The sequence below is a fragment of the Corynebacterium atrinae genome, from assembly GCF_030408455.1.
Classification (GTDB): domain Bacteria; phylum Actinomycetota; class Actinomycetes; order Mycobacteriales; family Mycobacteriaceae; genus Corynebacterium; species Corynebacterium atrinae.
Genome location: NZ_CP046977.1, coordinates 175,849 through 190,419 on the forward strand (window position 1 = coordinate 175,849; position 14,571 = coordinate 190,419).

The following is a 14,571-nucleotide window of genomic DNA, read 5'->3' on the forward strand; positions in this document are numbered from 1 at the left end:
CAAGCGAGTGCCTTCGATCCTCGCTACCTCGACCGGAGTCCAAACTTCTCATTTACTAGCAAGGAGTGTGTTTATGCGTATCACCATCGGAGAATTCCTGCTTGACCGGCTCAAGACGGTCGGTATTACTGAAATCATCGGTGTCCCTGGCGATTTCAATCTCAGCTTGTTGGAGCAAGTCGATGAGACTGACGGCATTCGGTTCGTCGGTACCTGCAACGAACTCAATGCCGCCTACGCTGCCGACGGTTACGCTCGCTCGCGTGGAATTTCCGCTCTGCTGACAACTTACGGTGTGGGTGAACTAAGTGCTCTCAACGGCATCGCCGGTGCTGCTGCGGAGCACGTCCCAGTCGTCTCCATCGCGGGTTCCCCTCCGCTTTATGCGACGGAGGATCGTTACGCGCTTCATCACACGATGGCTGACGGAAACTTCAGCAACATGCTGGAGAGCATTGGGCATTTCACCGACGTAGCAGTTCGCCTCACCCCGATGAATGCCGTCGAGGAGATCGACCGTGCGCTGCACACTTGCCTCCGGGAGAAGCGCCCGGTCCACATTCAGCTGCCCTCGGACATCTCCCACCTGACCGTCGAAGTTCCGGACTCGCCCTTCGACGCTAGGTTGCCTACCAGTGACCCAGAGCGGTTGGAATCCGCTGCCGAGCGAATCTTGGAGTTGTTCAGCCGCGCCGAACGTCCGGTGATTCTTGCGGACTTGGACGCCGACCGCCACGGCTTCGTTCCCGCTCTGCAAGCCATTGCGGAGAAGACTCACACTTCCTATGCGCATTTGACCTCCGGTCGGGGAGTGCTGGACGAGCAGCATCCTCTGTACCTCGGCACCTACAACGGTGCGGGGTCGCTCCCTGCTGTTCGTGAGGCCGTCGAAAATTCTGACTTTCTGATCACCACCACCCCCCGTTTTATTGAGGTCAATTCCGGCTCGTTTACCCATGAACTTCCGGAGGAGGACATCCTTGACTTCGGCGACCAGCACGTGAGCATTGAAGGGGAGCATTACGTAGGCATCACCGGACTCGAACTCCTCGACATCCTGTTGGAAAGGATGCCGGGGGCGACTGATGGGAAACTCGAGCCGACAGCGCAACAGGCCGAGTGGATCATAGAACCCAATGCCTCGCTGTCTCAGGCGAGAATGTGGCCGCGGTTTGCTCGCTTCCTGCGCTCTGATGACGTCGTGATCGCCGATGCCGGTACCTCCAGTATTGGCCTAGGTGCACAGACCTTCCCCACGAGTAGCAAGTACATCAACTCCTCGATCTGGGGATCCATCGGCTATACCCTGCCCGCACTGCTGGGTAGCCAACTCGCGTCGCCCGAGCGTCGCCACATCCTTTTCATCGGTGATGGTTCTTTCCAGATGACCGCGCAGGAGCTTTCAACGATTTTGCGGGAAGACCTGGCGCCGATCATTGTGCTGGTGAATAACCGTGGTTACACCATCGAGCGGTTCATTCTCGGAATGAACTCCGGCTACAACGACGTGGCGAATTGGAACTATGGCGAGCTTCCGAAGGTTTTCCACCCGGGTACCACGATGGTCAGCTACTCGGCGTCCACGGAGAATGAGCTGGAGGAAGCCCTAGCCCGTATCGATGCTTCGGGGGTTGGTGCATTCCTGGAGGTTCACTTGGATCCCGAGGATGCTCCAGATGGTTTGAAGGCCTTCGGCCCGATGACCGCCGACTTTGACTACGGCCCGCGCGGTCCCCGCAACCCCTAACTCCCGTCAGGCACAGCAAAACCCGTCCCACGCTGACACCGAGGGACGGGTTAAGGCTTTCTGTTTACCCGCTGATGACCTGCGGCACTCCGAGTGCCTTCAGGCCTTCGACGCCGAACTCGAGCCCGAAGCCGGAACCCTTGATGCCGCCGAATGGGATGCGGGGGTCGATGCCGCCGTGGTTGTTGATCCACACGGTGCCAGCCTCGATACCGGCCGCCACTTTCACAGCCCGCTCTCGGTCGGAAGACCAGACCGAGGCGCCCAGCCCGTAGTCCAGGCTGTTGGCATTAGCGATGGCTGCGTCCAGATCGGTGTAGCGGATGATCGGCAGAACGGGGCCGAATTGCTCCTCGACCACGAGGGGATTGTCGACGTCGATGTCAGAGATCAAGGTGGTCGGGTAGAAGTACCCCGGGGCATCGCGGTCTGGATCGCCGCCGATAAGCACCCGCGCACCGGACTCTTTGGCGGCTGTGACCAGCCGGTCAACGATGTCGAATTGCGCCTTGTTCTGCAATGGGCCAAGCACGTTTTGCTCGTCTAGGCCTTCGCCCATCGGCATGTTTTCCGCCACTGCGACGAGGGCTGCGCAGACCTCGTCGTAGATGGCATCCGGAACGTAGAGCCGCTTGAGGGCGGCGCAGGTTTGCCCGGTGTTGATGAATGCTCCCCAGAACAGGCCTTCGGCGATGGCGTTCGGGTCGACGTCGTCGAGCACGATGCCGGCGTCGTTGCCGCCGAGTTCGAGCGTGAGGCGCTTGATGGTTCCGGCGGAGGCCTCGATGATCTTCTTACCGGTGGCAGTGGATCCGGTGAACATGATCTTGCCGATGTCGTCGTGGGTGCTCAGTGCCGCACCGACGTCTCCTTCGCCGGAGACAATGTTGAGTACCCCCGCCGGCAGGACGGTGTTCAGCACGTGGACGAGCGCGAGCACGCTCAGCGGGGTGTATTCAGACGGCTTAACGACGACCGTGTTTCCCATCCGTAGGGCAGGAGCCACCTGCCAGATGGTGATCATCATCGGCCAGTTCCACGGGCCGATGGCGCCGACGACGCCGATGGGGCGGTAGTTGATCACGGCGTGCTTCTCACCATCATCAACAAGGGTTTCCTCTTTCAACTCGAAGGACGCGGTGGCCTGCATCCAGGCGGTGCACGCCCCTACCTCGAAGCGGGCGTTGGGGCCGTTGAGAGGTTTGCCTTGCTCGCGGGAGAGCAATTGGGCGAGCGGCTCGGCCGCGGCAGCGATGGCGTCTGCGGCTTTGAACAGGTAGTCACAGCGCTCCTGATCGGTCAGTGCCGCCCAGTTCTTCTGACTATCGGCGGCGCGCTGAACCGCATCGTTGAGATCCGAAACGGTATGCACAGGGGCACGGCCGACGAGCTCGCCGGTCGCCGGGTTGAGAATCTCCCGGCCATTGCTGTCTTCGATGGCGGCGAGAAGATCGTCGAACGTTAACTCAGTCATGGTTCCTCCTGGGTGGTAAGTTTGTCTTCATTGTGTCCTAAGACACATCTTCACCCCATTGAAGAAGAGCGCACGATCATTGCTATTGAGTGTGATGTGGAGGGTTCATGTCCCTATCAGCTCAGTCCTCGCTGACCCTGGCCGAGTGGCGGGCAGCGGTCGCGTCCCCCTTCGGCTCGTTGCAGGTCAACACCGAGGACCCTGAGGGCTTCCGCGCCGACCTGCGCGTGGTCACGGTGGGGGACGTTTCCCTATTCGACATGAGGACTCCCGCGCACACCGTCGATCGGATCGACGCCGACATCCCAGGGGACGTCATCCCACATTGCAAGCTCAGCCTGCAGATGGAGGGGGAATCCACCCTCGCCCAGGATGGGCGACACTGCGTGCTACGACCAGGGGATCTAGCTCTGTATGTCACCCAGCGGCCCTATCGCTTGTCGTACCCGGGCGCACAGCATTCACTGGTGGTGCATTTCCCGGAAAGCTTCGTGCAGATGACCCCGGATCAGATCGCTCAGGTGACGGCGGTCCCGATCGCGGGCAACGAGGGCTTGGGGCGGGTGGCCGTGCCGTTGTTCGAACAAATCGCGTTGAACTTCGAGGTGCTCACCGGGCCGTATGCGGGTTCATTGCTGCGCTCCGCGCTGGACATGTTGGTGACCGTATTGTCCTCGGAACTCAGTCAAGCGGACGGGCCATTGTCGAATAACCTGCTCTTTCAGCAGGCCATCGCCTATATTGACCGCAACTTGGATAACACGGAGCTCAGTCCCCGCATGATCGCCGAGGCGCTTTTCGTCTCGGTGCGGCACCTGCACTCGCAGTTTTCCTCCAACGGCCTGACCATCAGCGCCTACATCCGCGGCCGTCGGCTGGAGCTGATCCGCCGAGATCTCGCCGATCCTTTGCATGTGTCCGAGTCTATTCAGTCCATCGGCACCCGCTACGGCCTCTCGGATTCCTCCCAGGTGTCCCGGTTGTTCCGTTCCGAATTTGGGGAGTCACCGAGCGGGTACCGGACCAGGATGATGGGCAGCCAGTGAAAGTGTGATTTGAGTTCACCCATTAATCGAGAGCGCGCCGACTTCTACTCGATTAATGGGTGAACTCAAATCGCACTTTCCGCGTCCCTAGAAAATCTCAATCCTCCCGCCCAGCGATTCCGCATGCTCGAGCTGTTGAATCCAGCCGGGGGAGCCTGGGTGCAAGCGCAGAAGGGGGCGTGAGGAGATCTTGACGGGGGAGACGGATTCGCGCCGGGCACCGTGGCGGGCCTCGAAGCGGACGCGGGCGGCGTAGCCGCCGTCCGCCAGGTCAGAGATGTCGGGATGGGGGGTGGAGAGGGACCCGCGGGCGTCGTTAAGCATGGATAATGCTTCGTCCAAGGCGGAGACGACGGCGGTGGCATTGGTTTCGCACATGGCTTGGACGAGGGCGGGTTGGGTGCCAGCGACGCGCGTGGCGTCGCGGAAGCTGCTGGCGGCGAGCGATTGGGCGAGCGCTCCGCCGTTGTCGCCGACAACGGCGAGGACCTCGGCAAAGACGTGGACGAGGTGGGAGATGCGGGCGACGGCAGCATCGTGGCTGTCGACGCGGGCGGGGATGGCTTCGGCGCCGACGGCGAGGATCATGGTGGCGACGTCGGTCCACAGCTCGATCCATGCGGGGCTGGCGTCGGGGGCGTGATCATAGGTGATGACCCAGGCTGCGCCCTGGAAGAGGCCGGTTTGGGAGGCATCCCAGCCGCTGTCCGCGGTGCCAGCCATGGGGTGGCCGCCGACGTAGCGGTCTTGCATGCCGCGTTCGACAACGAGCTCGAGAACTTTGCGTTTGACGGAGACGACGTCGGTGAAGCCGCAGGTGGGGGCGTGGAGGAGGAGGGCGTCGAGAAGCATGGGGATCGCGGGCATCGGGGTGGCGATGACGATCAAAGCGCCGACCTCCTCGGCACGGGCGAGCGTTTCTTCCAGTGATGGGCTCACGTCGAAGCCAGCTGTGGCGGCGGCGTGGGCGGCGGAGGCGGAGCGGTTGTAGCCGAATACGGGGTGGTCACAGGAGTCGAGGTCGCGGAGGAGGGAGCCGCCGATGAGGCCGAGTCCCAGGATGCAGATGGGGCGCTTCACGTTCGTCGAGGTCACCTGACAAGTGTGGCACAACGCGACTACGCTCACCGGTATGGAACACGAGGAGTATGGCCACAGTTTTGCCGTGACAGTGACCAGGCCGGAGGGGCAGTGGATCGTCCGCTCTTTCGCAGATGATTTTTCCTCTATTGATACGTCGATTCGCGCGGTGCGTTCCATGCGCAGCGAGGGGCCGGCGTTCGCGTTGTTGTGCGTGGAAGATGAGTATTTTGTTATCGTTCGGCCGACTCCGAATCGGGTGCAGCTGTTGCTATCGGATGCGACGATGGCGGTCGACGATGACTTTGCGGCGAGTGTCCTGGCGGAGCTGGGGGCCGAGATCCCCGACGTAGATGCGGATGAGCTCGATGAGGTTGATGGCTGGCCCGATGGAGATTTTGATTTGCTCGCTGACCTGGGGTTGAGCGAGGAGGTGTTGGACGTAATCGTGGACGATCAGGAGCCGATGCCGTCCGAGCAGCTCATGCGTATCGCCGAAGAGTTGGGCTTCGCGGATGAGTTGGCGGAGGCCGCCGAGCTTGATGGCTAGGCTGCCGCGGGAGCACGGGCTGGTGGAGGCGGAGGCGCGGATGCGCCGGGCCTTGGACATCGCTCGGCTGACGCCCGCGGGGGATATTCCGGTGGGGGCGGTAGTGTTTTCCCTGGATGGGCGTGAGCTGGCGTGGGGGACGAATCGTCGAGAAGCGGACGCCGATCCGACTGCTCATGCTGAGGTGGAGGCGATTCGCCGGGCCGTGCGGGCCTACGGTGATGCGTGGCGGCTGACCGATTGCACCCTCGTGGTCACCCTCGAACCGTGCACGATGTGCGCGGGGGCGCTCGTCGGCGCGCGCATCGGCGAGATCGTCTTCGGCGCCTATGAGCCAAAAACCGGCGCCTGCGGCTCGCTTATCGACGCCGTCCGTGCCCCAGGCCAGCTCCACCGCCCCGCGGTGCGCGGTGGAGTCCTGGAAGAAGAGTGCGCGGAGCTGCTGAGTTCCTTCTTCGAGGACTTAAGATAAAAATTTCTGCACGCAAGTGCCCGCGGGCGTAAGCTGGATCACGTTAACCGTCCGATCGTTCCACATGATCCAGAAAGCGAGACTCAAACATGGGTGATTTCGAAAACAAGGCACAGGACCTCGGCGGCAAGGCCAAGGAAGGCTTCGGCGAAGCTGTTGGCAACGACGAGCTCCGCGACGAGGGCCGTGCTGATCAGGTCAAGGCTGACATCAAGGAGAAGGCTTCCGAGGCAGGCGAGGCCATCAAGGATGGCGTGAACAAAGTCATCGGTTCCTTCAAAGACGACAAGAAGTAATTTGGTCGGACCCGGCACGCTCCGTTAGTCTGTATCGCGGTGGCGTGTCCGAGCGGCCGAAGGTGATCGCCTCGAAAGCGATTGTTGGGTAACCCCCAACCGCGGGTTCAAATCCCGCCGCCACCGCCATGAAGTCCCCCGGCGCCAATCTTGGTACCGGGGGCTTTTCTCACCCTCGGTACACTGGGGGAAGTTTGCACCTCTATTTGTGAGAAGGCACCAACACCGTGGCAAAACTCCTCTTCAAACTGGGACGCTGGTCCTTCCACAAAAAGTGGATTGTCATCGTCATCTGGTTAGGCATTTTGGCTGGTATCGCCGGTGGGGCAATGGCGATCCAGAAGCCTTTTTCCAGCCAGTTCACCATCGGCGGCACCCCCTCGATCGAGGCTATTTCGACGCTGAAGGATAGCTTCCCGGACGCGGGAAACCCAGCGAACGCGGCCAGCGTGAACGTGGTGTTTGCTGCCCCGGAGGGCCAGGAGTTGGCGTCGCCGGAGAATTCCGCGGCGATAGACACGGTGGTCAATTACATCCGGGATAACCTCCACGATATTTCCAATGACCAGCGCTTTGGCAACCCGGTCGTGCTCTCGCCGGCCTTGGAGGCTGGGGTGGTCGAGCAGATGACTCAGCAGGGGTTGCCGGAGGAGATGGCCCGCCAGGATGCGGCGAACTTACGGATGATTTCCCCTGACGGCCGCATTGGTTACACCACCTTCGACATTGATGTGCCCTCGTCGATGGATGTGACCCAGGAGCACCGGGACGTGGTCAATCACGCGATGGACTTGGGACGTGAACAGGGCCTTGAGGTCGAGGCGGGTGGCGCCGGTTTCGGTGATCCCATTCGGGTGAAGACGACGAGTGAGCTCATCGGTTTGGCTATTGCCTTCGTGGTTCTCATCTTCACCTTTGGTTCGCTGGTTGCCGCTGGTTTGCCGCTGCTCACCGCAGTTATCGGTGTAGGCATCGGTGCCCTGGTGATCATCGGCGCAACTCGCTTTATTGAGCTCAACGACATCACTCCGGTGCTGGCGGTAATGATTGGCCTCGCAGTGGGCATTGATTACGCCCTGTTCATCCTCTCGCGCTATCGCGCGGAACGAGAACGCATGCCCGCCGACGAGGCTGCGGGCATGGCGGTGGGTACAGCCGGTTCAGCGGTGGTCTTCGCCGGGGCGACGGTCATCATCGCGCTGGCGGCGCTGACCATCGTCAACATTGGCTTCCTCACCGCGATGGGCTTGTCCGCAGCCTTCACCGTCCTCGTGGCGGTCCTGGTGGCGCTGACATTCATCCCGGCGCTCCTCGGCGTGCTGGGGGACCGGACCTTCAAAGGTCGGATTCCGGGCGTGGCCGGCCACCCGCTGCGCAAGGGCAAGCGCCGTCCCGTGCGCCGGACCTTGGGCAACCGCTGGGTCAGTTTCGTGCGCCGCGCCCCCGGCCTCGTCATGGCCGTAGTCGTCCTAGGCCTTGGTGCGCTTAGCGCCCCGGTGCTCAACATGGAGCTGTCGCTTCCGTCGGATTCGACCTCCAATTTGGACACCACCCAGCGTAAGTCCGCCGACCTCATGGCGGAGGGCTTTGGCGCTGGTATTAACGCGCCCTTCCTCGTCATTGTTGATGCTCACGACGTCAATCCCGATTCCGCAGCCCTGGAGCCATTGGTCCGAGCACAGACGTCCCTGGCGGAGGCCAATGGTGAAACCGTGGACCGGGAGAAGGCGGCCGCGTCGAGTTCCTTCCTCTATACCGTCGGCCAGCTCAAGAGCGTGGGTGGAGTCAAGCACGCGCAGATTGTGGGCGTGAACGAGGACTCCACCGCGGCCCAGGTCTTGGTCACTCCGCTCACCGGCCCGGATGAGCAGTACACCAGCGAGGTGTCTCACGGCCTGCGTGCCCAAAGCGAAGAGATTTCCGATGCCACCGGGGTCAAGATCGGCATGACCGGCCTCACCGCCGTGCAGATGGACATCACCGAACGGCTCTCCGGGGCGATGCCGATCTACCTCGCTATCGTCGTCGGCCTGGCTATCTTCTTGCTCTTCGCCGTGTTCCGCTCCGTTCTGGTCCCCGTCGTCGCCGGTCTGGGCTTCCTGCTCTCCGTCGGCGCGGCCTTCGGCGTCACGGTGTTGGTCTGGCAGCAGGGCCTGTGGGGCCTCGTCAACACCCCGGCCCCGTTGATTTCCTTCATGCCGATCTTCCTCATCGGTGTCACTTTCGGCCTGGCCATGGATTACCAGGTTTTCTTGGTCACGCGCATGCGCGAGCACTACATCACGCTGCGTGAAAACGCCGCGGACGCGGGGGAGACCGATGTCCCTCTGCGGGTACTTCGTCTCGACGCCGTCGAAGAATCCACCATCGTGGGCTTCACCCGCGGCGCCCGCGTGGTCACCGCCGCCGCCCTCATCATGATTGCGGTGTTCATCGCGTTCATTGATCAGCCGTTGCCGTTCATTCAGATCTTCGGCTTCGCGCTCGGCTTCGGTGTGCTTTTCGATGCCTTCTTTGTCCGCATGTCACTCGTCCCCGCCACCATGTTCCTCATGGGCAGCGCCACCTGGTGGATCCCGAAGTGGCTGGACCGTCTCATCCCGCGGCTCGATATCGAAGGCACGGAATTGGAAAAGGAGTGGGAGTCCCGCCATGCTGCGGAGATGGCCCACCGCGCAGAGATGGATAAGGTGACGTCATGAGCACATCGGGATTGAGTTTTGAGGTTGGCGCGCAACTGTCGGATGCTGGCGCAGGTGGGCGCCACGGTCGCACCGGCGTCATCCACACCCCCCACGGTGACATCCAGACCCCAGCGTTCATTCCGGTGGCCACCAAGGCAACGGTGAAAACCTTGACCCCGGAGCAGATTCGTCTCACCGGCGCGCAGGCCATCCTCTCCAACGCCTATCACCTGTACCTGCAGCCGGGCGCGGACATTGTCGACGAGGCCGGGGGAGTGGCCGCCTTCGAAAACTGGCACGGCCCGACCTACACCGATTCCGGCGGATTCCAGGTGATGAGCCAGGGCGTGGGCTTCCAAAAAACCCTGACCATGGAGGCTGCCGAGGGCAAGCATCACACCCGCAACAAGCCGAACCTCGCCCGGGTCGATGAGGACGGTGTGGACTTCACCAGTTTCCGGGATGGTTCCAAGCACCGCTTTACTCCCGAGATTTCCATGCAGATCCAACACCAGCTTGGTGCCGACATCATCTTCGCTTTCGACGAGCTAACCACGCTCATGGATACTCGCTCCTACCAGGAGTCCAGCGTGGAACGCACCCACCGTTGGGCGCAGCGCTGCCTGGATGAGCATGATCGCCTCACCATCGAGCGCGCCGATAAGCCCTTGCAGTCACTGTGGGGCGTAGTCCAGGGCGCGCAGTATGAGGATCTGCGCAGGCAGGCTACCCGCGGGCTCGTCGAGCTGTCGGAGCGCGCGGAGGCCGAGGGGCGCCGGGGCTTCGGCGGCTACGGCATCGGCGGCGCGCTGGAGAAGAACAACCTGGGCACCATCGTCGGCTGGGTCTGCGATGAGTTGCCCGTTGATCGCCCCCGCCACCTCCTTGGGATTTCGGAGCCAGATGATCTTTTTATGGCGGTCGAAGCCGGTGCGGATACCTTCGATTGCGTGGCCCCGACCCGGTTGGGTCGCCGTGGTGGCGTGTACACCCTCGATGGTCGCCTCAATCTCATGGGCGCGAAGTTCCGCCGGGATTTCGGCGGCGTCGATGAGGAATTCGGCGGCTACGTTTCGGAGAACTACTCCCGCGCGTACATCCACCATTTGTTGCGGGCTAAGGAATTCCTCGCGGGCACGCTCTGCACGATTCACAACCTCGAGTTCATGGTGCGCTTGGTAGATAACATCCGAGCCTCCATTGAAAATGGTGATTTTGAGGCCTACCGGGACGAGTTCCTCGGCCGCTACTACGCTTCCAGCCAGTCCTAGAAGCTAGTCCTAGCGATGCGTAATCGCCCCCGCCTGGCGTGGCATGCCAGGTCATGGAGATGGACCTGAGCTCGCTGACCATCGCGCGGGGGTGCCGGGTACCAACCGCCCCGCGCCGTGCCTAGTAGTGTTCGCGCTTTTTCACCCAGCCGATGACCAGGTAGGTCACGGGCAGCAGGATGACTTCGATGAGGGTCTTCCACACGAAACCCACGATGACGAAGTTGGCCAGCTCCGGGAACGTCGTGATGCCAATGACCGGGGCGGCGATGAGGCAGAACAGCAGGGTGTCGCCGAATTCTCCGACGACGGTCGAGCCGATGAGGCGGGCCCACAGGGATCTTTCGCCCGTGCGTCTTTTGATCGCCACCAGCACCCACGAGTTGAGCAACTGGCCGACGAGGTAGCCAGCCAGAGATGCCAGTACGATCTGCGGGACGAGGCCGAGCACGTAGGAGAATTGTTCTTGGCCTTCGTAGAACTCGGCCGGGGGCAGCCAGATGGCGATGTAGAAGGAGACGACCGCGAGGAGGGTCACGCCGAAGCCGGTGAAGATGGCGCGCCGGGTGGCCTTGAAGCCGTAGCATTCGCTGAGCACGTCGCCGAGGATGTAGGCGACGGGGAAGAGGAAGAAGGCGCCGTCGGTAATCAGCGGTCCAATGGAGACGCCTTTGGTGGCGAGGATATTGGAGATAAGGAACACCGCGACGAACAGCGCCACGATGACCGGGTACACCGAGTTGTGGATGGGAATGAAACGAACTTTGCCGGACGCCGCGGACTCTTCAGAAGTCATGGCGGCGCCCTGCCCAGGTTGAGGAATTGTCATGGCAGATATCCTAGGGCCCATGACTGGCGCCGGACGATACGCACCCTCCCCGAGCGGTGATCTCCATTTTGGGAACTTGCGCACCGCTGTCATCGCGTGGCTCTTCGCCCGCCATTCCGGACGCGACTTCTTGCTGCGCGTCGAGGACATCGACGTCGGCCGTTCATCCCCGGAGTCCGCACAGCGCCAGATCGATGACCTGCTCACCCTCGGCCTCACCTTCGACGGCGAGATTGTCTACCAGTCCGCGCGCTTCGACTCCTACGCCGCTGCCCTGAACCGACTGCCCGTCTACGAGTGCTACTGCTCGCGCAAAGACATCCAAGAGGCATCCCGCGCCCCGCACGCGATCCCCGGCAGCTATCCAGGCACATGCCGTTCGCTTGACGACGCCGCCCGTACCCGACGCCGCGCTGACCTCGCCGCGCAGGGCCGCGTCCCGGCCCTGCGCCTGCGCGCAGAGACCGATTCCTTCACCATTCATGATTACTACCGTGGGGCCTACACCGGCGAGGTCGATGATTTTGTGTTGCGCCGCGGAGGCCAGGAACCGGGGTGGGCATACAACCTGGCCGTCGTCGTCGACGATGGATTCCAGTGCGTCGACCAGGTTGTGCGCGGCGACGACCTTCTGTCCAGCGCTCCCCGCCAGGCCTACCTCGCCAGCCTGTTGGGCCTCCCGGTTCCGGAGTACGCCCATGTCCCGCTGGTGCTGGGGTCCACGGGGAAGCGCCTGGCCAAGCGCGACGGAGCGGTGACGCTCCGGGAAATGCTCGTTGACCACTCTGTGCCCGAAGTTGTCGGCCGCTTGGCGGCGACTTTGGGGTACGCGGGCGTCGACAAGCTCTCGCAACTGCTGGAGGTTTTCGATCCGGAGGAACTCTCCAGGGACGAAGTTGTGTGGGAAAGCATTTAAGTTGTCGTCGGCCTTGCAACATCCACATGCGTCGATAATAATTACTACTTGATACTTAATTGTATAGTTATTGAAAGGTTCTAGGCCCATGTTCAAGAAGCGCATCACCGCAGTCACGGCGGCGCTAGCGATCGGGGTGGCCTCCGCGGTCACCGTGCCGCTGGCCTCCGCCGATCCAGTCGGCGCCACCCCAGGTACCTGTGATATCAGCCTGACGTCGACTTCGATCAACCCGACCTCCGCCGGCGGTCAAAATGCCCAATCTGTATCTCAGCTGGTCACCATCGGTGTGCAAAACCATACCTCGAGTAATCGCTCCAACTTCCGGCCGTTCGTGAAGGTCTTCAACCTCAACCGGTGGATGACGAACAGCACGATCGACTTCACCCACGACGGCCCCGCAGGTACGTACACCGTGAGCGCGGATACCAATATTCCACGCAAACAGTTCACACTGCCCATCGACTCCACTTTCCCCGTGGAAAACGTTGATACCTCGACTGGCAATTTCACCGCCAATCTTGGCGACTTCAACGCCGCCACTCCTGGATGGGGCGGAAGCGCAGCTGTGTGGTACTCGGACGGGCCTAATGGCTCTCTGGTTGACGGAGTAACGGCCACGGGAACGTTGAACTTCCACACCACGGTTCTTCCCTACGCCGGTGAGAACGACAACTGCCAGACGATGGGGATCGACCCTGCTGGTACGAAGAACATCGCGGCCGACGGTAAGTCCTACGACTCCGGTGTGGATGTGACCAAGGGAGCTGCCGACGACTACTCCCGCATGGAGGGCTTCGTCTTCCTCCCTGGCTCGGAAACTCCGATCGAGGGCGCCACTGCCACCGTCGACAGTCAAGGCAATGTCAGGATCACCCTGCCCGCCGACCTGGATGTGAACATCAAGGAAGTCCAGGTCCAGATGTACGCCAAGCCTCGTGAGGGCCTCCCCGCAGACGCATCCGCCAAGTACCGCGAAGACAACAAGGTCGGCGAGCTCTTCACCGTCCCGATCGGTGAGGTAGAGCCCGAGACACCGGTGACTCCGGGTGGCTCTTCCGACGGCAAGTGCGTTGCCACCGTCGCTGGCATTGGTCTGCCGCTTCTCCTCCTCATCCCGCTGGCCATGGGAGATCAGCTAAACATTCCTGGCCTGTCGCAGTTCACCCACCAGGCGCAGAAGGCTGTTCAAGATGCCAACACCCAGCTGCAGCGTGGCCTGGGAATTGAGAACCCGGAGATCATGCGCTTGGTCGATCAGATCAACCAGCAGATCGGCCCGGACGGCCGTCGTATTGCCGGAGGTGTCGGCGCGGCCGCACTGATCCTCCTGGTACTGGGCTTGGTCTCTGATGCTTGTGGTTCTAGAAGCTCTCTGAGCTCATCTGAATCCGAAGTTTAACCAAAAATGCACCCTCCTCGGAGGGTGCATTTTTCTGGGCGCGCAACCGGAGTCGGTTAGCGGAACTCGAACTCGAGCTCGGCTTCGCGGCTAACTCCCCTGACAATCCCCGAGTAGAAGCTCTTCGCCTGCTCTTGCAAGAGACCTCGGTTCTCGTCGATCTGCGCATTCGTCGCATCCTCGCTGAGGATCCTAGAGATCATCTCCGAGGTATCGATCTCCGGAGTGATCCAGCTGATCACGCCATTGTTCTCGATGGCAGTCTTGAACTGCACGTTGTCGTGGCCGATGAAGATGAATGCGGGGATGGAGATCAAGAACTGGTTATCTCCCTTTTCTTCGATGGTCACATCGCGGGCTTCAATGCCCAGCTTCGCGCGGTAGTTGTACTGCACGAACTGCGTACGTCCGGTTCCGTAGATGTTCCTGCCCAACCAGTTCGTCTGAGCTCTTTCCTCGGCGAGGCCTTGGGTGCTGGTGCTGAGCAAGACAACCTGCTCCTGTCGTTCGATGGCAGTGATCACCTTGGTGTTGTTCGACTCGGTGACGGAATCTAGTCCTAGAGCTTCCCTGATGTCGGTGGAAGCCCAGACTCCGACTCCTGTCCCGACTATTAAGGCCAACACCAACGCAACGATATTACGAACTAATTTGGTCATGCTCTCAGCAATCTCTCGGCACCTCGACGCAGGCCTGGACGATCCTCTCGTTGCTCGCGCATCAACCCTGCGATGGGTGGAAATGACGTGACATTTTCAGGCTATCGCAAGGTTACGGGTATCGAATACTCAGAAAATGAGCCCT

13 protein-coding genes and 1 tRNA gene are annotated in these 14,571 nt (G+C 61.5%); 10 read left to right on the top strand and 4 right to left on the bottom strand.

Annotation, left to right across the window (positions count from 1 at the left end):
* The first annotated feature begins 73 nt into the window (after positions 1-73).
* Positions 74-1,747 carry an alpha-keto acid decarboxylase family protein gene (locus CATRI_RS00925; protein ID WP_290218805.1) on the top strand — a complete coding sequence of 558 codons (1,674 nt, stop codon included), beginning with the start codon at positions 74-76 and terminating at the stop codon, positions 1,745-1,747.
* Positions 1,748-1,811: 64 nt separating this feature from the next.
* Here the strand turns inward: CATRI_RS00925 and CATRI_RS00930 are convergent, their stop codons facing one another.
* Positions 1,812-3,221 carry an aldehyde dehydrogenase family protein gene (locus tag CATRI_RS00930; protein WP_290218807.1) on the bottom strand — a complete coding sequence of 470 codons (1,410 nt, stop codon included), beginning with the start codon at positions 3,219-3,221 and terminating at the stop codon, positions 1,812-1,814.
* 107 nt (positions 3,222-3,328) lie between these two features.
* On the opposite strand from CATRI_RS00930, the gene CATRI_RS00935 reads away from it, so the two are divergent.
* Positions 3,329-4,267: an AraC-like ligand-binding domain-containing protein gene (locus CATRI_RS00935; protein WP_290218809.1), complete on the top strand. Its 939-nt coding sequence runs from the start codon at positions 3,329-3,331 to the stop codon at positions 4,265-4,267.
* Positions 4,268-4,354: 87 nt separating this feature from the next.
* Here the strand turns inward: CATRI_RS00935 and CATRI_RS00940 are convergent, their stop codons facing one another.
* Entirely contained in the window at positions 4,355-5,362 is a 1,008-nt protein-coding gene (locus CATRI_RS00940) for a prephenate dehydrogenase (protein WP_290218810.1), read from the bottom strand.
* A gap of 37 nt (positions 5,363-5,399) precedes the next feature.
* Between CATRI_RS00940 and CATRI_RS00945 the strand changes: the two genes are divergently transcribed.
* The 6 genes from CATRI_RS00945 to tgt all read left to right on the top strand — a co-directional run bounded on the left by CATRI_RS00945 (position 5,400) and on the right by tgt (position 10,620).
* Positions 5,400-5,897, top strand: coding sequence for a tRNA adenosine deaminase-associated protein (locus tag CATRI_RS00945; protein WP_290218812.1), 498 nt, complete (start codon positions 5,400-5,402; stop codon positions 5,895-5,897).
* The gene (locus CATRI_RS00950) at positions 5,890-6,369 is read left to right on the top strand and encodes a nucleoside deaminase (protein WP_290218815.1); all 480 of its coding nucleotides are present in this window, start codon (positions 5,890-5,892) and stop codon (positions 6,367-6,369) included. Before CATRI_RS00945 ends, CATRI_RS00950 begins: the two co-directional genes overlap by 8 nt.
* An 89-nt stretch (positions 6,370-6,458) precedes the next feature.
* Positions 6,459-6,665, top strand: a complete 207-nt coding sequence (locus CATRI_RS00955) for a CsbD family protein (RefSeq protein WP_290218817.1) — start codon at positions 6,459-6,461, stop codon at positions 6,663-6,665.
* Positions 6,666-6,703: 38 nt separating this feature from the next.
* Positions 6,704-6,794 (top strand) — tRNA-Ser (locus tag CATRI_RS00960).
* Between the two features lie 98 nt (positions 6,795-6,892).
* Entirely contained in the window at positions 6,893-9,367 is a 2,475-nt protein-coding gene (locus tag CATRI_RS00965) for an MMPL family transporter (protein ID WP_290218820.1), read from the top strand.
* The gene (gene tgt, locus CATRI_RS00970) at positions 9,364-10,620 is read left to right on the top strand and encodes a tRNA guanosine(34) transglycosylase Tgt (RefSeq protein ID WP_290218822.1); all 1,257 of its coding nucleotides are present in this window, start codon (positions 9,364-9,366) and stop codon (positions 10,618-10,620) included. The genes CATRI_RS00965 and tgt overlap by 4 nt, the downstream gene beginning before the upstream one ends.
* A 121-nt stretch (positions 10,621-10,741) precedes the next feature.
* Here the strand turns inward: tgt and CATRI_RS00975 are convergent, their stop codons facing one another.
* Entirely contained in the window at positions 10,742-11,449 is a 708-nt protein-coding gene (locus tag CATRI_RS00975) for a queuosine precursor transporter (RefSeq protein WP_290218825.1), read from the bottom strand.
* On the opposite strand from CATRI_RS00975, the gene gluQRS reads away from it, so the two are divergent.
* Entirely contained in the window at positions 11,448-12,365 is a 918-nt protein-coding gene (gluQRS, locus tag CATRI_RS00980; RefSeq protein ID WP_290218828.1) for a tRNA glutamyl-Q(34) synthetase GluQRS, read from the top strand. The two genes, CATRI_RS00975 and gluQRS, sit on opposite strands and share 2 nt — an antisense overlap.
* Before the next feature lie 88 nt (positions 12,366-12,453).
* Positions 12,454-13,767 (top strand): hypothetical protein, encoded by a 1,314-nt coding sequence (locus tag CATRI_RS00985; protein ID WP_290218830.1) that lies wholly within the window; start codon positions 12,454-12,456, stop codon positions 13,765-13,767.
* Positions 13,768-13,823: 56 nt separating this feature from the next.
* Here CATRI_RS00985 and CATRI_RS00990 read toward each other — a convergent pair whose 3' ends face one another.
* Complete coding sequence (locus CATRI_RS00990; protein WP_290218833.1) at positions 13,824-14,426, bottom strand: hypothetical protein; 603 nt, start codon at positions 14,424-14,426, stop codon at positions 13,824-13,826.
* Positions 14,427-14,571 lie beyond the last annotated feature (145 nt).